7 protein-coding genes are annotated in these 17786 nt (G+C 72.1%); 4 read left to right on the top strand and 3 right to left on the bottom strand.

Features of this window, described 5'->3' with window-relative positions; all coding sequences use genetic code 11:
• Position 1 precedes the first annotated feature (1 nt).
• Entirely contained in the window at positions 2-772 is a 771-nt protein-coding gene (locus tag CPH93_RS01045; RefSeq protein WP_096211626.1) for a thioesterase II family protein, read from the bottom strand.
• Between the two features lie 319 nt (positions 773-1091).
• Here CPH93_RS01045 and CPH93_RS01050 point away from each other — a divergent pair, with 319 nt between their 5' ends.
• The 4 genes from CPH93_RS01050 to CPH93_RS01065 all read left to right on the top strand — a co-directional run bounded on the left by CPH93_RS01050 (position 1092) and on the right by CPH93_RS01065 (position 15582).
• On the top strand, positions 1092-1493 hold the full coding sequence (locus tag CPH93_RS01050) for a DUF6069 family protein (RefSeq protein ID WP_096211627.1): 402 nt from the start codon (positions 1092-1094) through the stop codon (positions 1491-1493).
• Positions 1490-2473: a malonyl transferase gene (locus tag CPH93_RS01055; RefSeq protein WP_096211628.1), complete on the top strand. Its 984-nt coding sequence runs from the start codon at positions 1490-1492 to the stop codon at positions 2471-2473. Before CPH93_RS01050 ends, CPH93_RS01055 begins: the two co-directional genes overlap by 4 nt.
• A 477-nt stretch (positions 2474-2950) precedes the next feature.
• A complete protein-coding gene (locus CPH93_RS01060; protein ID WP_159394942.1) occupies positions 2951-12325 on the top strand; it encodes an Ig-like domain repeat protein in 9375 nt (3124 codons plus the stop codon).
• A gap of 200 nt (positions 12326-12525) precedes the next feature.
• Positions 12526-15582, top strand: coding sequence for a non-ribosomal peptide synthetase (locus CPH93_RS01065; RefSeq protein ID WP_159394943.1), 3057 nt, complete (start codon positions 12526-12528; stop codon positions 15580-15582).
• A 49-nt stretch (positions 15583-15631) separates the two neighbouring features.
• On the opposite strand, the gene CPH93_RS01070 is transcribed toward CPH93_RS01065, so the two are convergent.
• Together CPH93_RS01070 and CPH93_RS01075 are read right to left on the bottom strand one after the other, a co-directional pair.
• Positions 15632-16978, bottom strand: coding sequence for a serine hydrolase domain-containing protein (locus tag CPH93_RS01070; RefSeq protein WP_096211631.1), 1347 nt, complete (start codon positions 16976-16978; stop codon positions 15632-15634).
• The gene (locus CPH93_RS01075) at positions 16971-17654 is read right to left on the bottom strand and encodes a TetR/AcrR family transcriptional regulator (protein WP_093488122.1); all 684 of its coding nucleotides are present in this window, start codon (positions 17652-17654) and stop codon (positions 16971-16973) included. Before CPH93_RS01075 ends, CPH93_RS01070 begins: the two co-directional genes overlap by 8 nt.
• Between the last annotated feature and the right edge of the window lie 132 nt (positions 17655-17786).

Below are 17786 nucleotides of genomic sequence, written 5' to 3' on the forward strand. Positions count from 1 at the left end.
CCTATGCATGGTGGGGAAGGGCGGCGGAGGTGAAGTGCTCGCTGAGCACGTCCATCACCTCTGTCGGTCGGTCGGCCAGATAGAAGTGCCCGCCGGGGAAGACCCGCAGATCGCAGGCGTCGGTGGTGTGCGCGTCCCAGCTCCGGGCTTCGTCGAGGGAAGTCTTGGGGTCGTCGTCCCCGACGAGCACGGTGACGGGGCAGCGCACGACGGCTCCGGGCTCGCTGCGGTAGGTCTCGACGGCCTTGTAGTCGCTGCGGAGGGCGGGCAGCACCATCCGCAGCATCTCCTCGTCGTCGAGGACCCGCGCGTCGGTGCCGCTCAGCGCCCGCAGCTCGGCGACGATGCCGTCGTCGTCCCGCCGGTGCACCTGCTCGTCGCGGTACGCGGACGGCGCCCGGCGCCCGGAGGCGAACAGCCGCACGGGGCCGTCTCCGTCGCGTTCCAGCCGCCGTGCCACCTCGAAGGCCACCAGGGCGCCCATGCTGTGGCCGAAGAAGGTCAGCGGCCGGTCGGTCCAGGCTCCCAGCGCCTCGGCGATCCGGTCCGCCAGGAGGCCGATGTCGTCGAGGGCCGGTTCCTGGCGGCGGTCCTGCCGTCCGGGGTACTGCACGGCGAGCACGTCCACGCGGGGACTGAGTGCGGCCGAGACGGGGTGGTAGAAGCTCGCGGAACCGCCGGCGTGCGGGAAGCACACCAGGCGCCGGCCCGCGTCCGGGGCCGGGTGGAACCGCCGGCACCACAGGCCGTCGTCCGCAAGGGGTGAACTCATCGTGGTGATCCGTCCTTTCCAGTGGACCGGCCCGGCCGCGCCGCGGCCGGCACCGTCGTCCCGAGCGGATCGGGAAGCACTTACTGCCGCCACTATCCAGTGGGCCCGGACCACCAGCACAAGGTCTATCGGCCCGATACGGCGGAAGTCTGGGCGTTTCCCCGGTTCTCAGGGGTGGGGGAACCGGAGCAGTGGCGCAGCACCGCGCGCGGGGCCTAGCCTCACGGTGCAGCGGTCGCTGCCGGTGGAACGACAGCGGTGCGGTACCCCGCCCCGCCGTGCCAGGTCTTGTACGTCCGCCTCAGGAGGTTGGTTCATCATGGCCGCGACATCACCACGGTCCGCCCGGGTTCTGGCCGTCCTCGGGACCACCGCCGCCACGTTCGTGGTGTGGGTGATCGCCGCGGTACTGCTGGGGGTACAGCTCGATGTGCGGATGAAGCCCGGCGACGTGGTCCAGCACATCGGACCGGCCGCGGTCGTCATCGCCGGCCTCGTCGTCGGACTGGCCGCCTGGGCGCTGCTCGCCCTGCTGGAACGCCTCACCCAGCGGGCGCGCCAGGTGTGGACGGCCGTCGCGGTCGTGGTCCTCGCCCTCTCCCTGATCGCCCCGGTCCAGGGCGGCGTCACGACCGGTGTCAAGGTGACGCTGCTGTGCATGCATCTGGTCGCGGCCGCCGTCCTGGTGCCGACGCTGGCCCGGTCGGCCGTTCGCCGATGACGGACGCCGGTCTCGCGTTCCTCTGCGGTACCGATCTCGACGCCTGCGACCCGAGCGGACTGGCCGCGTTCTACGACAGTTCTCCGGTGCTGCGCCACCGGTACCAAAAGGTCGCCGACTGGACGGGCGTGGACGCCGGGCGGCTGCTCGGCAGGGGCCGTGACCGGGCCGGGGCGCGGGAGCGCGCCCTCATCGGCCGGCTGGCGCTGGCGACGGCGATGCTCGGGATCCATGACGTGCTCGCGGTGCACAAGATCCGGCCCGGTGTGCTGGGCGGCCTGGGCATCGGGACGATGGTCGCGTCCGCTCTGGCGGGCGCCCTCCCGCGCGAGGCGCTGATCCGGACACTGGCCGACGAGGCCGCCACCGAAGGCCCGGACCGTGCGGGGGCCATCGCACTGGCCTTTCTGCCGGCCGGCGAGGACCCCGAGTGGTACCGCGGCGCCGTGCACGGTCGGGTCCGCTTCGGCGGCGCCCTGGGCCGGGACACCAGCGGAACGTACCGGGTGGTGCTGCTGACCGGGGACGGCGAGGCGCTGGCGCGACTTGCCGCCGAGGCCCCGGAGGGCGCCGTCCGGATCAGCGAGGGCAACCGCGTCACGGTGCACAGTCCGCTCGGCGGGGAGGCGCACGCCAGGATGCGGTGTGTGGTGCCCGGTCTCCCGTTCACCGCCCCCGCCGTGCCGCTGTGCTCCGCGCTGGAAGCAAAGACGCTCCGTACGGCGGACGAGGTCGGGGACCTCTTCCTGCGGAACGTGGTGCAGCCGGCCGAACTCGGCGCGCTCACGGCGGAGATGCAGGCGCACGGCACCCGGCTCGGGCTCGTCCTCGGACCGTCGCTGCCCAGGAATCTGCTCCGGTTTCCGTTCCCCGTCGTCCATGTGGAGTCCCCGGCCGATATCGCTCAGGCGATCTCGGCGATCCTCGAATTCGGGGTGGAGCTGTCTCCGGCCGGGCACAACGTGCCGCACTGGGTGTAGGGCGCCCGTCGGGCTCGCGCCGCGTCAAGGGGCGTGAAAGGGCGGCGAGTTCCGCTCGGCCTTTCGGGTGAGCTCGCACCCGGAGCGTTGCCTTCGCCTCACCGGAATGGATTACTGAGACCGTCCGATCCGGTGGGCCGCCCATCCTCTCCGGGGGAGTGGAAGGCGCCGTGCCAGGTGCGGAACGTCGGCGTGCGGACACTGCTGCGCCCGAGCCCTCCTCCGTTGAGGACGTACGGGTACCGGCCATGTCGATGCGCGCGGATGCCGATGGTGCGGCAGGCCCGCGAGCTGGTCTGGAGCCGTCATGCATACTGTCCGTGCCGTCCGCCCTGTGCACGTCACCGGTCTGCGACGGGTGGTCGCGGGGCGGTGCGCCTCCCCGCCGGGGCCGTACCCGCCACTGCCGATGCCGCGCCCGGGAGATGCCGCCGCCGACGCGGTCACCACAGGCACGGCACCCGCCGTGGCAGTTCCATGCTGACCCCGTACGCCCAGGGCGGGCTCCTGATCGGCGCGTACGGGCTCCTCAACCAGTTCTTCGGTGTCTTTCCGCACCAGGGGTCCTCCGGCGGCGGAACCATGGTGACGCTGATCGGCAGCCACTTCAGCAACGCCACGGCCGTGTACTTCGGTTCCCGCCCGGCCGCGGGCTTCGTCGTGCTCGACGACCAGACCATCGTCGCGGTGAGCCCCGCGGGCAGCGGAGCGGTCCCGGTCACGGTCACCACCCCCGGGGGCACCGCCCGCATCGGCTACTTCTACTACCTCCACTGGCCCGCCCTGTCGGCCATCAACCCGGCGGCCGGTCCGGTCGGCGGGGGCAATGTCGTCGAACTCCGCGGCTTCAGTCTGAGCACCGCCCTGCTGGTGCACTTCGGCGATGCCGTCGCCTTCCCCGTGGTGCTCTCCGACGCGCGGCTCCTGGTGATCGCTCCCCCTGTCGCGGGTCCGGGCACCGTCCCGGTCTACGTCAGCAGCGTCGGCGGAGTGAGCAACCGTCTGCCCTACACCTATGCGGCCGCACCGTCAGTCACCGGTGTCATCCCGGCCACCGGGCCGATCGCCGGCGGCAGCACCGTCATCCTGACCGGAACAGGTCTCTCCGGCGTCACCGGCGTCAGCTTCGGCGCTCTCCCCGCGGTCTCCTTCCGCGCGTTCTCCGACACCCTCATCGTCGCGGTGACACCCGCAGGGCCCCCCGGCCTCGCCGACGTCACCGTCACCACCCCCGGGGGGAGTGTGACGGTGCCCGCCGCCTTCGACTACAAGGCGCCCTCGGCGACGGCCGTCACCTCCACGCCCGACCCCGCTCTGGTCGGCCAGCCGGTCACCTTCACGGCTACCGTGACGGGGGTCCCGCCGACGTTGGGCACCCCGTCCGGCACCGTCACGTTCGACTTCGGCGACGGAACTGCCGTTGTCACAGCGGCAGTTACGAACGGCACGGCCACGGTCAGTCACGCCTACACCGGGCCCTCGGGCACCCCCTACGCCGTCACTGCCAACTACAGCGGCGACGATGACTTCACCGCCTCCACCGTCACGGACACCCAGGTCGTCGAGGCGGCACCGACGACCACCACGGTGACCTCCACCCCCGACCCGTCGCCGGCCGGGCAGTCGGTCACCTTCGTGGCGCGGGTCGCCGTCGCCCCGCCGGGCGCCGGTGTGCCGACCGGAACGGTGACCTTCGACTTCGGCGACGGCACCCCGCAGCTCACCCTGCCGGTGTCGAGTGGTGCCGCGTCGGTGACCCACGCCTATCCGGACGCCGCCGCGAATCCGTACCCGGTCACCGCCACGTACAGCGGCGACGCCAACTTCACCACCTCCACCGGGACGGACACCCAGACCGTCCAACAGGCGGCGACGGCCACCACGGTGGGCCTTGACCCGGACCCCTCCGTGGCCGGACAGCCGGTGACCGTCAGCGCAACGGTCGCCGCCCTCCCGCCCGGTGCGGGCACCCCGACCGGGACCGTCACCTTCGACTTCGGCGACGGCACACCGCCCGTCACCGCGCCGCTCGCCGACGGCAGCGCCGCCACCCTCCACACCTACGCCGGCACTGTCGGCAGCCCGTACACGGTCACCGCCACGTACAACGACGACGGCAACTTCACCGCCTCTTCGGGGACCGGCAGCCAGACGGTGGGGCAGGCTTCCACTGCGACCACGGTGACCTCCACACCCGACCCCTCCGTGGCCGGACAGCCGGTGACCATCACCGCGGCGGTCACCGCCCTCCCGCCCGTTGCGGGCACCCCCACCGGGACCGTCACCTTCGACTTCGGCGATGACACCCCACCCGTCACCGCACCCCTCACCGACGGCAGCACCGCCACCCTCCACACCTACACCGACGCTGCCGACCTCCCCTACACCGTCACCGCCACCTACAACGGCGACACCGACTTCACCACCTCCACCGGGACAGACAGCCAGACGGTGGGGCAGGCATCCTCGGCGACCACGGTGACCTCCACACCCGACCCCTCCACCGTCGGCCAACAGGTCACCTTCAACGCCACCGTCATCGCCCTCCCGCCCGGAACAGGCACCCCCACCGGCACCATCACCTTCGACTTCGGCGACGGCACCCCTACCGCCACCGCCACCCTCTCCGGCGGCACCGCCGCCACCACCCACACCTACACCGACGCCGCCGACCTCCCCTACACCGTCACCGCCACCTACAACGGCGACACCGACTTCACCACCTCCACCGGGACGGACAGCCAGACCGTCCAGCCGGCCGAGACCACCACCAGCCTCGCCTCGGCGCCCGATCCCTCCACGGTGGGGCAGTCGACGACGTTCGTCGCGAAGGTCACCCCCGAGGATCCGGCGGCCGGTGCGCCGACGGGGACGGTGACCTTCGAGTTCAGCGATGCCAGCCCGCCCGTCACGGCACCGGTCGAGGGCGGCACGGCGACGGTCTCCCACACCAATCCGGAGGTGACGGCCAGCCCGTACACGGTCGCCGCCACCTACAGCGGCGACGGCAACTTCAACCCCTCGGCGGGGGCGGACAGTCAGGTCGTCACCAAGGCCGCGTCGGCGACGGTGGTGAGTGCCGCACCGTCCCTCTCGGTGACCGGCCAGGAGGTCACCTTCACCGCGACCGTCGCCGCCGTGCCGCCCGCCTCGGGCACCCCGACCGGGACGGTCACCTTCGACTTCGGCGACGGCACCGCACCCGTCACCGCACCGCTCACCGACGGCAGCGCCGTACTCACCCACGCCTACAACAGTGCGGCGCGCAGCCCGTACGCGGTCACCGTCGTCTACAGCGGTGACGCCAACTTCCTCGATTCCAACGCCACGGACATCCACAGCGTCGAGCAGGCCGGGACCATCACCACGGTGACCGCGGCGCCCGACCCGTCCGTGACGGGCGAGTCGGTGACGGTCACCGTGACGCCCACCGCACCCGGCGCCGGCATCCCGACCGGAAGGGCCACCTTCGACTTCGGCGACGGCACCCCGGTTCTCATCGCCGAGCTCGTGGGAGGCACGGCCACGGTCACCCACCCGTACACCAGCGCCGGCTCCTACACCATCTCGGCGCACTACAGCGGTGACGCCGACTTCGCGCCCTCCGACGACACCAACGCCCATACCGTCGCTCCGGCCGCGACCACCACCACGGTGGCCTCGTCGGCGGAGCCCTCGGCGGTGGGCCAGAGCGTGACGCTGATCGCGAGGGTGCTGCCTGTTCCGCCGGGTGCCGGCGCCCCGACCGGCACGGTCACCTTCGACTTCGGCGACGGCACCGCGCCCGGCACCGCGTCGGTCTCCAACGGCCTGGCCACGGTGGTGCACACGTACACCAGCACCGCGGGCAGTCCCTATGCCGTCACCGCCGACTACAGCGGTGACGGCAACTTCGCGGCCTCCTCCGGTGCGACTGCCCAGCGCGTGGAGATCAGCGTGTCGACCACGTCGACGACGGTGAGTTCGGCGTCGGACCCGTCCACCGTCGGCGAGCCGGTGACCTTCACCGCGACGGTCGCGGCCGTCCCGCCCGCCTCGGGTACCCCGACCGGGACGGTCAGCTTCAACTTCGGCGACGGCACCGCGGTCGTCGACGCCCCGCTCGTCGCGGGTACGGCAACGGCCACCCACACCTACACCGCCGCCGCGGACTCCTCCTCGATCACCGCTGTCTACCACGGTGACACCAACTTCGCGGGTTCGGCCGGCCTGGACAGCCAGACGGTCGCCCCGGCCGCTTCGTCGACGACGGTCGTGTCCTCCCCCGATCCCTCGGTGACCGGCGAGCCGGTCACCTTCACTGCGACCGTCGCGGCGGTGGAGGCGGGCGCCGGCTCCCCGACGGGCGCGGTCACCTTCGACTTCGGCGACGGGAGCGCGACCGTCAGGGCACCTGTCGCGGACGGGACGGCGATCGCCGTCCACGCCTACACCAGTGCCTCGGGCAGTCCGTACGCCGTCACCGCCGACTACCACGGCGATGCGAGCTTCACCGGTTCGACGGGCACCGAAAGCCAGACGGTGAACCCGGCGGCGACGTCCACCAGCGTCTTCTCGTCGCCGGATCCGTCCACGGTCGGCCAGCCGGTGACCATCACCGCGAATCTCGCGGCCGTTGATCCGGGCACGGGTGCGCCGCCCGGAACGGTCACCTTCGACTTCGGCGACGGCACTCCGACCGTCACCGCTCCCGCCGTGGCCGGTCTGGCGACGGTCACGCATGCGTACACCACCACGGTCAACAGCCCCTACACCATTGCGGCCACCTACAGCGGCGACCCCGACTTCAGCCCCTCCGCGGGCACCGCCTCGCAGGCCGTGCTCCCGTCCGCGGTCACCGTCGCGGTGACCACCGGTCCGGACCCCTCGGTGGCGGGCGAGCCGGTGACCGTCACCGCGACGGCGACTCCGGTGCCGCCGGGCGCCGGGGTGCCTTCCGGTACGGTCACCGTCGACTTCGGCGACGGCACGGCCCCCAGCACGGCACCGTTGGCCGGCGGAGCGGTCCACCTCACGCACACCTACGCCTCCGTCCTCGGCAGCCCGTACACGGTCACCGCCACCTACAGCGGCAGCGACGACTTCTCCTCCGCGGTGGCCACCGCCAACCAGGCGGTCCTGCAGGACGCGACGACCACCACGGTGGCCGCCGCGCCGGGTCCATCGGTCGCGGGCCAGCCGGTCACCTTCACGGCGACCGTGAAACCGGTGGCGGGCGGCGGTTCACCGACGGGGACGGTGACGTTCGGCTTCGGCGACGGTACGCCCCCGGTCGCGATGCCCGTCGTCGGCGGCGTGGCCACCGTGCAGCACGCCTTCTCCGGCACGTCCGGCAGCCCGTACACGGTCACCGCCGACTACGGCGGGGACACCGACTTCACCGCTTCCGGCGGTACCGCCACGCAGACCGTCGACCAGGCGCAGTCCGTCACGGCGGTCACCTCGACGCCCGATCCGTCGGTCGCGGGGCAGCCGGTGACCGTGACCGCGACGGTCTCGGCGGCGCCGCCGGGAAACGGGACGCCGACCGGCACGGTCACCTTCGACTTCGGCGACGGCACCGCGGCCGTCACCGCTCCCGTGGTGGCCGGTCTGGCGACGGCGACCCACGTCTGGGCCGGCACGTCCGGCAGCCCGTACACCCTCACGGCCGACTTCAGCGGGGACGCCGACTTCGGTCCCTCGACGGGCACCGGCACCCAGCTCGTCGCCCCGGCCGCGACCGCCACCGCCGTCGTCTCCGCCCCCGGCCCGTCGGTGGCGGGCCAGCCGGTGACCGTCACGGCCACCGTCTCGACGATCGCGCCGGGAGACGGCCTCCCCACCGGGACCGTCACCTTCGACTTCGGTGACGGCACCCCCGCCGTCACCGCACCCCTCACGGACGGCACGGCCGACACCACCCACGTCTGGCCGAGAACGTCCGGCAGCCCGTACACCGTCACCGCCACCTACAGCGGGGACACCGACTTCAGCCCCTCCACCGGAAGCGACACCCAGAGCGTCACCCCGGCGCCAACCACCACCACGCTCAACGGACTTCCGGAGCCGTCGGTGACCGGGCAGCCGGTGACGTTTTTCGCGAGGGTAGCGCCGGACGGCGCGGGGGACGGGACGCCGACGGGGACGGTGACGTTCGACTTCGGCGACGGCACCACGCCGGTCGACGCTCCCGTGGCGGACGGTGCGGCAACGGCTTTGCACACCTACGGGCAGACGACGGGCAGCCCCGTCACCGTCACCGCCACCTACAGCGGCGCCGACGAGTTCATCGCCTCGGTGGCCACCGATACGCACCTCGTGCAGCCGGCGGTGTCGACGACGGTGGTCAGCTCGTCGCCGGCCGCCTCCGTGCCCGGCCAGCCGGTGACCGTCACCGCGACGGTCTCGGCGGCGCCCCCGGGAGCCGGGACCCCGACCGGCACGGTCACCTTCGACTTCGGCGACGGCACCACGTCCGTCACCGCACCCGTGACGGACGGCACGGCGAGCATCACCCATGTCTGGTCGGAGACTTCCGGCAGCCCCTTCGTCATCACCGCCGACTACAGCGGGGACTCGGGTTTCACTCCGTCCTCGGGAACCGGCACCCAGACCGTCGCCCCGGCCGCCACCACCACTGACCTGGCGTCCTCCCCCGACCCGTCGGTGGCGGGCCAGCCGGTGACGCTCACTGCGACCGTCACCGCGGTCGCACCAGGCGACGGCACCCCCACCGGCACCGTCACCTTCACCTTCGGCGACGGCACCCCCGCCGCCACCGCCACGGTCGCCGCGGGCACGGCGACCGTCACGCACACCTGGGGCGGGACCTCCGGCAGCCCGTATCCGGTCACCGCCGCCTACAGCGGCGACGCCGACTTCAGCCCCTCCACGGGCACCGATGCCCAGACCGTCGGCCAGGCCTCCTCCGGCCTGACCCTGATCTCCTCCCCGGACGCGTCCGTGGCCGGGCAGGAGGTCACGTTCACCGCGCGGGTCTCCGCCGTCCCTCCGGGCACGGGCACGCCCACCGGGACCGTCACCTTCGACTTCGGCGACGGCACCGCACCCGTCACGGCGCCGGTCTCCGGCGGCGTGGCGACCCTCGCCCACACCTATGCGGCCGCGTCCGCCAGTCCCTACACGGTCACGGCGCACTACAGCGGGGACCCCGACTTCGCCCCCACCACCGGCACCGGTCTCCACACGGTGTCGGCGGGCGCCGCCACCACGTCGACCACGGTGACCTCCTCCCCCGATCCCACGGTGACGGGCCAGCCGGTGACCTTCACCGCGACCGTGGCACCGACCCCGCCCGGCGCCGGAGTGCCCACCGGCACGGTGACCTTCACCTTCGGCGACGACATGGCTCCCATCACGGCACCGGTCTCCGGCGGCACGGCGACCGTCGCGTACACCTACCGGGCGGCGACGGGCAGCCCCTACACGGTCACGGCGCACTACAGCGGGGACTCCAACTTCAGCTCCTCCTCGGGCACGGACCTCCACACGGTCGCGCCGGCGTCGACCCGCACGACGGTGACCGCCGCGCCGGACCCGTCAGTGGCCGGCCAGCCGGTGACCCTCACGGCGACCGTGGCTCCCCTCGGGCCGGGAGCCGGAGTACCGACCGGCACCGTCACCTTCGACTTCGGCGACGGCTCGGCACCGGTCACGGCGCCCACGACCAGCGGCCAGGCCGGCGTCACCCACACGTATACGAGCGCGGGTGGGCCCTTCACCGTGACCGCGCACTATGACGGGGACACCAGCTTCCTGCCGTCGGACGGTACGGACACCCAGACGGTCAACAAGGCGGCCACCACCACGGCCGTGGTCTCCTCCCCCGACCCCACGGTCGTCGGCCAACCCACGACGATCACCGCCACGGTGGCGGCCATCGCGCCAGGAGACGGCATCCCCACCGGCACCGTCACCTTCGACTTCGGCGACGGCACCGCACCGGTCACGGCTCCCGCGACCAGCGGCCTGGCCAGCGTCACCCACACCTACACCAGCACCTCCGGCAGCCCGTACACCCTCACCGCCACCTACAACGGAGACCCGAACCACACGTCGTCCAGCGGCACGGAGTCGCAGACCGTCGGCAAGGCGGCCACCACGACGGCCGTGGTCTCCTCGCCGGATCCCTCCGTCGTGGGGCAGTTGATGACGGTCACCGCCACAGTGGCGTCCGTCGCACCGGGCACCGGCACGCCGACCGGCACCGTCACCTTCTCCTTCGGCGACGGCACCCCGTCCACCACCGCAACCCTCTCCGGCGGCACCGCCACCGTCACCCACATCAGCGCCTCCAGCAGCCCCTACACGCTGACCGCCACGTACAACGGGGACGCCAACTACACGTCGTCCAGCGGTACGGACACCCAAACCGTCAACAAGGCCGCCACCACCACGGCCCTGAGCTCCTCCCCCGACCCCACGGTCGTCGGCCAACCCACCACGCTCACCGCCACCGTGGCGTCCGTCGCACCAGGAGCCGGCACCCCCACCGGCACCGTCACCTTCACCTTCGGCGACGGCACCCCCACCACCACCGCAACCCTCTCCGGCGGCACCGCCACCACCACCCACACCTACACCAGCACCTCCGGCACCCCGTACACCCTCACCGCCACCTACAACGGAGACGCCAACTACACGTCGTCCAGCGGCACCGACACCCAAACCGTCAACAAGGCCGCCACCACCACGGCCCTGAGCTCCTCACCCGACCCCACGGTCGTCGGCCAACCCACCACGCTCACCGCCACCGTGGCGTCCGTCGCACCAGGAGCCGGCACCCCCACCGGCACCGTCACCTTCACCTTCGGCGACGGCACCCCCACCACCACCGCAACCCTCTCCGGCGGCACCGCCACCACCACCCACACCTACACCAGCACCTCCGGCACCCCGTACACCCTCACCGCCACCTACAACGGAGACGCCAACTACACGTCGTCCAGCGGCACCGACACCCAAACCGTCAACAAGGCCGCCACCACCACGGCCCTGAGCTCCTCACCCGACCCCTCAGCAGCCGGCCAGTCGGTCACCCTCACCGCCGCGGTCTCCGCACTCGCCCCGGGAGCCGGCGCCCCCACCGGCACCGTCACCTTCAGCTTCGGCGACGGTACGGGCTCCGCCACCGCAACGCTGTCCGGCGGTCTCGCCACCGTCACCCACACCTACGCCACCAAGACAGGCAGTCCGTTCCCCATCACCGCCGCCTACAACGGGGACGCCAACTTCACCGCGTCCAGTGGCGCCGACACCCAGACCGTCAACAAGAACTCGACGACCACCACGGTGACTTCGTCCCCGGACCCCTCGGTGGTCGGCCAGCCGGTCACCCTCAGGGCGACCGTCTCCACGGCGGCCGGTGCGCCGACCGGGACGGTCACGTTCAGCTTCGGCGACGGTACGAGTTCCGCCACGGCGACGCTGTCCGGCGGTATCGCCACCGTCACCCACGCCTACGCGACCCCCACGGGGAGCCCGTTCACCGTCACCGCCACCTACAGCGGGGACGCCAGCTTCACGGCATCGAGCGGCACCGACACCCAGACCGTCAACAAGGCCGCCACCACCACGACCGTGGTCTCCTCGCCGAACCCCTCGACGACGGGTGACCGGGTCACGGTCACCGCGACCGTGGCTCCCGTCGCCCCCGGTGCGGGGGTGCCCACCGGAACCGTCACCGTCGCCATCACCGGGCGCACTCCACAGACCGTGCCGCTGGTCGGCGGGACGGCCACGACGTCGTTCAATCCGCTGTCCAAGGGGAGCCACGTCATCACCGCCCAGTACAACGGCGACGTCAGCTTCGCCGCTTCCACCGGGAGCACGGTCCAGTCGGTGCCGTAAGGGCCGGTTCGGCCGGCCACTGCGCGATGTCGCCCGTCCCGCGCACGTCAGACGCACGGCTGCCACACGTCCGACCGAATCGGAATCATGGATTCCAGAGTTCCCGGTCCGGCAAAAGCTAAGGGCTCCCCTAGTCGCCGAGGGCGCATGATATGCGCCGACCGGCAGCATGGAGCCGGCTTTCTCCCCGGAGGCCAGGAATGCGTGACTCTTCCGAGTGTCAGCCCTACACCAGACCCCTGTCGGCCGAGGAATGGCTGTACGTGGGCATGGGCGGCCGGAACACCATTCAGCACGTCATCGAAGGCGACGGAACCCTGGACGCCGAGGAACTCCGCACGGCGGTCGCGGCCGCCTCGACGGCGTGCCCGGGGACCCGGCTCGGACGGCAGGGGCGCCGGTGGGTGGACAGCGGAACCGCCCCCTTGGTGCACGTCCTGCCCGGCCCGTTCGACGGGCAGCTCCTCGACTCACCGGCGCTGCGCAAGCCGCTGAGTCCGTCGGGGCCGACCTGTGAAGTGCTGCTGTTTCCCGGGGATCCGGTCACCGTGGTCTTCCGGGCCTGTCATGCCGTGACCGATGCCCGGGGCCTGCTGCCCTGGGCCGTCGATGTGTTCCGGGTGCTGCGCGGTGAGCAGCCGCTGGGCGCGCCCGCGCGGCTCAACAGCGACGAGTTTCTGGAGCAGCTCGATCTGCCGGACGGGCTGCCGCCGATCCCGCAGGGCGTGGGGAAACTGGCCTGGCCCTCCCCGCTGGGGCAGCTGCCGCGACGAGGGCGCGGGGTGCTCTGGCGGCGCCGGACCGTCGACGGCAGCCACCCGGCGATCACGGCAAAGGTGACCACCGCGCTCGCGGCGGAGTACGGACCGGAGGGCAGGGGGCAGTTCTTCGTTCCGGTCGATCTGCGCCGCCATGACGCCACGATCCGTTCCACGGCCTGGCTGTCCCAGGCGCTGGTGCTGGATGTCGCCCCCGGGGACGGCTGGGAGGAGACGCATCGCAGGATGCTCACCGCCCTCTCCGCGAAGGAGGAGCTGGCGCTGCGCACCGAACCCCGCCTGCTCCAGGCGCCGTTGCCGGTGCTGCGCCTGCTGTCGGCGGCGGTCGACCGTACGGCCGTCCGCAAGGGCCGGTTCTCCGCCCTGGGCTTCGTCACGCATCTGGGCGCCTTCGGTCTCCAGGACTTCAGCACCGCCGGATTCCGGGCCAGGACGCTGTACACCCTGGGCGGCACCGGTCCCGGCAGCCCGCCCTCGATCGAGATGATGGAGAGCGCGGGCCACACCGAGATCACCTTGGCGTGGCAGGACGGCCCCGGCGTCGCGGAGCGTGCCGAGGCGCTGCTCGACCACGTCGAAGAGGCGCTGTCGCCCCGTGCGCACCGCCACTGGGCGGGCAACGACACCGCGCGAGCGCTGCCCACGGACGGTTCGGTGGTCCGGCTCTTCCGCGAGCAGGTCCGGCGGACGCCCGACCGGGTGGCGCTCAGCGGGCCGGAGGGGACGGTCACCTATGCCGAGCTGAGCCGCCGCGCGGATGCCGTGGCCGCCGAACTGGCCTGTCGCGGCGCCGGCCGGGGCAGCGTCGTCGCCCTGCTCGCCGGCCGGTCGGTGGCGGGGGTGGCGGGGCTGTGGGGCGTACTGCGGGCCGGTGCCTGCTATCTGCCGGTGGATGCGCAGCATCCGGACATCCGTCTGGCCGGGCTGCTGGCCGATGCGGGGGCCGCGTACTGCCTGGTGGAGCGGCCGTACGAGCAGCGCGACTGCATACCGGACGGGTGTGTGCCGCTGGTGCTGGACGAGTTGATGGCCGCGGCGGCGGACCCGGAGCGTTCCGGGGCCGCGGGGGACGACGCGTTCGAGGACGTCGAGGTGGCGCCGGACGACCTGGCCTACCTCATCTACACCTCGGGCTCGACGGGCCGGCCCAAGGGCGTGCAGATCGAGCACCGCAGCCTGCAGCACTATGTCCACTGGGCCACAAGGGAGTTCGGGGTGGATGCCGAAGCCCGCCTCCCGCTCCTCACCTCGCCGTCCTTCGATGTCTCGGGCACGTCCGTGTTCCTGCCCCTGCTGGCGGGCGGCGAAGTGATCCTGCTGCGTGACGAGCCCCATCACCTCTCGCTGCGCCGCCTGCTGGCGGAGTCGGGCGCCAATACGCTGAATCTGACGCCCTCCCATCTCGATCTGATCGGGCAACTGGACATGCGCCCGGCCGGGTTCCGCACCATCATCGTGATCGGTGAGCAGCTGCGGGTGGAGGTCGCGGCGCGGGCGCAGGAGATGTTCGGGGCGCAGTGCCGGATCGTCAACGAGTACGGGCCGACCGAGGCGACCATCGGGTGCACGGCGTACACCTTCCGTCCGGAGACGGATCTGAGCCGGGCCGTGGTGCCGATCGGGATGCCGGCCGACAACACCCAGGTGTTTCTGCTCGATGCGCAACGGCGGTTCGTCGCCCCCGGTGAGGTGGGCGAGATGTATCTCGGCGGGGCGCAGCTGGCCCGCGGCTACCGTGGCCGCCCGGACCTGGACCGGGAGCGCTTCCCCAGGCTGGCGGACGGCACCCGGGTATACCGCACGGGCGATCTGGCCCGGGTCCTTCCCTCGGGCGGGCTGGAGTTCATCGGACGGATCGACAACCAGGTCAAGGTGCGGGGCCACCGGGTGGAGCCGGCGGAGGTGGCGCAGTGTCTGGAGGGCCATCCGGCGGCCGCCCGGGTCGTGGTGGTGGCCCGGGCCAGGCCCGGCCGACCGGGCAAGTCCCTGTTCGCGTACGTACTGGCCCATGCGGAGGTGACACCGAAGGAGTTGACCGCTTTCGCCGCCGAACGGCTCCCCCGTTACATGGTGCCGGCCGCGATCGTCCTCGTGCCGGAGCTGCCGTACACGGTCAGCGGCAAGGTCGATGAAAAGGCGCTGCCGGACCCGTTCACCGAGGAGCCGGGCGCCGCACCGCTCCGCGCGGAGGTGGCCGCGCCGGTGGATCCGGTGGAGGAGGCGGTGGCCCAGGTCTGGGCACGCACCCTGGGCGTGGAGCGCTGCCGGCTCGACGGGCAGGCGGACTTCCACCGGATGGGCGGTGACTCGCTGTCGCTGCTCGCGATGGTCGCGGGTGTCTGCCGTGAGGTGCTGGAGTCCGGCCGGGAAGAGGCGTTCATGGCGCAGCTCGCCACGATCATCAGCGACCCGACCCTCGACCGGGTGGTCGCGCTGTCCCGCGCGGCGGCCACCGGGGAACGGCAGCCGCAGGTCTGACAGCCCGAAAGAAGGTGCGGGGTGCCCGTGGCGGCAAAGCAGGTAGAGCTCAGCCGGACTGAGCGATGGCACGCAGGGCGTCGAACGTCTCCTGTTCGTCCTGCTGGTCCCCGTAGTCGCTGAGTTTCACTATGACGGTCCTGCTGACGGGGTCGACGTAAAGGTACTGGCCGTACACGCCGAGGGCGGAGTAGTCCTTACCGTTGCCGCCGTCGGGGTGCCACCACTGCGCGGAGTAGCCCCAGCCGTCGACTTTGTGGGGTGCCGGGGTGGCGATGCGTGTGATCCATGCCAGGGGGATGATCTGTTTGCCCTGGGCGCTGCCGTGGTTCAGGACGAGCTGGCCGAGCTTGGCGTAGTCGCGCGCGGTGGCGTTGATGCAGCAAAACGCCTTCTCGTTGCCGTTGTCGTGGTCGAGGTTCCAGGTGGCGCTGTCCTGGGCTCCCATGGGTGCCCAGATGTTGTCCGCCAGGAGGTCGGACAGGGGTCGGCCTTCGACCTTGGCCAGGATCTGGCCGAGGAGTTCGGTGTCGATACTGCGGTAGGACCCGCGGCTGCCCGGCGGATATTGCAGGGCGCGATGGTCGTGTGCGAAGGCAGTCAGGTCACGGGTGAGGTACATCCGGGCGGTACCGGTCAGCGGGTAGTGCTCGTTGTAGTTCTCCGGGACGTCGACGCCGGAGGTCATGTCCAGCAGGTTGCGCACGGTGATGGTGTCGTAGGCTCCGCCGGTCTTCAGCTGGGGCAGGAGGTCGACCAGGCGATCGTCCTCCCGGAGTCTGCCCTGCTCGATGGCTTGCCCGGCGAGCAGGGAGACCACCGACTTGGCGGCCGACCAGGAGGACAGGCGGGTGGTGGGCCCGACCCCGTCGCGGTACCACTCGTGGGTCAGCCGGCCGTCCTTGAGGACGAGGAAGGCGTTGGTACGGGTGGTGGCCAAAAACTGCTCGGTCGGCACCCGCTTGCCCTTCCACGGCACGGTGGCAGGAAGCGGCTCGTGGTGGACGGGCAGGGGCGCCGGTGCGGCCGAGGCGCGGATGGTGCGGGTGGCGAACAGGCTTCCCTGCTGCGAGGGCTCGGTGGTCAACAGCTGGGCCAGCGTGGGCGGCGAGGGGATGTCGAGCAGCGCGGTGGCCAGGTAGGAGCCGGCCACCAGCACGCCCAGCGCGACCGGCAGCGCGATCAGGGTGCGTCGTAGTGCGCGCCGTGCCCACGGCCTCCCGGACCGCGAGGTGCCAGGGGTGCTGTCGGTCGGCGCGGATATCCGGGAGGCGGTGTCGGCGGCGGAAGCGGGCCGGGGATGCGCTGCCGGCTCGGGGCCGCTGCCCTGCGGGGCTTTGTGGTCGGTGTCGACAGCCTCGTCGGCGGCTTCTGCGGCGGGGTGCTGGTCAGACATCGGCGTCCTTGGGGGTGGCGCGGGCGGTTGCGTCAACGGCCAGCCAGAACGCTTCCATCAGCGTCTGGAAGACGGCCTCGTCGTCCTGCGCGGCCAGGTGGGGCAGATGCGTGGTGAGGGCCGGATAGCGCTCGGGGGAGACGGTGGCGTACGCCCCGGCCCAGGCATGCTCGTCAGCGGCGCGTACCTCCTGCGGGAGCGCGGCATACCCGGCACGCATGCCCGCGTATGCCAGCACGGTGTCGGCGAGCATCCGTTGGTATCGGGCCACGCTGCGCTGGTCCAGACCGATCTCCTCCAGCGCCGCGAGCATCGTCTCGATCGCGGCGAACTCCCCCGGGCCGCGGGTGGTCCGGCACGCGACGGCCGCACCGACGTAGGGGTGTGCCTCGAAGACCTCCACCAAGGAGCGGGCCAGCTCCTGCAGCATCTCCCGCGGCCCCAGGTCGTCGGGCACCCGCTCCACTGCCATGGCCAGCAGTCGGTCACCCACAGCCAGCAGCAGTGCGTCCCGGTCCGCGAAATGCCGCCACACCGCCGACCGGTCCACGCCCAGCTCCTCGCCCAGAGCCCGTCCGGTCAGCCCGTCCGGTTCCGCGCGCGCCGCGATCCGCACGGCCGCCTCCACGATCAGCTCCGGCGACAACCGCACAGCCCGGCCTTTGCCCCCTGCCATATCCGCCCCACACTCCAAATCATCGATGTTGTCATCAATGATGACGTTGTTGGGGCGGAATGGTCAACTCTGATGCGGCCAGGAGTTGTTGCCCGGGAGGGTGGCACGGCGGGCCGCCGCTTCGCGAAAGGC

Source organism: Streptomyces sp. 2323.1 (assembly GCF_900221035.1).
Taxonomy (GTDB): Bacteria; Actinomycetota; Actinomycetes; order Streptomycetales; family Streptomycetaceae; genus Streptomyces; species Streptomyces sioyaensis.

Coding starts and splice junctions, on each gene's coding strand:
- CPH93_RS01065 (WP_159394943.1), top strand. CDS start 12,526: ATGCGTGACTCTTCCGAGTGTCAGCCCTACACCAGACCCCTGTCGGCC.
- CPH93_RS01075 (WP_093488122.1), bottom strand. CDS start 17,654: ATGGCAGGGGGCAAAGGCCGGGCTGTGCGGTTGTCGCCGGAGCTGATC.
- CPH93_RS01055 (WP_096211628.1), top strand. CDS start 1,490: ATGACGGACGCCGGTCTCGCGTTCCTCTGCGGTACCGATCTCGACGCC.
- CPH93_RS01045 (WP_096211626.1), bottom strand. CDS start 772: ATGAGTTCACCCCTTGCGGACGACGGCCTGTGGTGCCGGCGGTTCCAC.
- CPH93_RS01060 (WP_159394942.1), top strand. CDS start 2,951: ATGCTGACCCCGTACGCCCAGGGCGGGCTCCTGATCGGCGCGTACGGG.
- CPH93_RS01050 (WP_096211627.1), top strand. CDS start 1,092: ATGGCCGCGACATCACCACGGTCCGCCCGGGTTCTGGCCGTCCTCGGG.
- CPH93_RS01070 (WP_096211631.1), bottom strand. CDS start 16,978: ATGTCTGACCAGCACCCCGCCGCAGAAGCCGCCGACGAGGCTGTCGAC.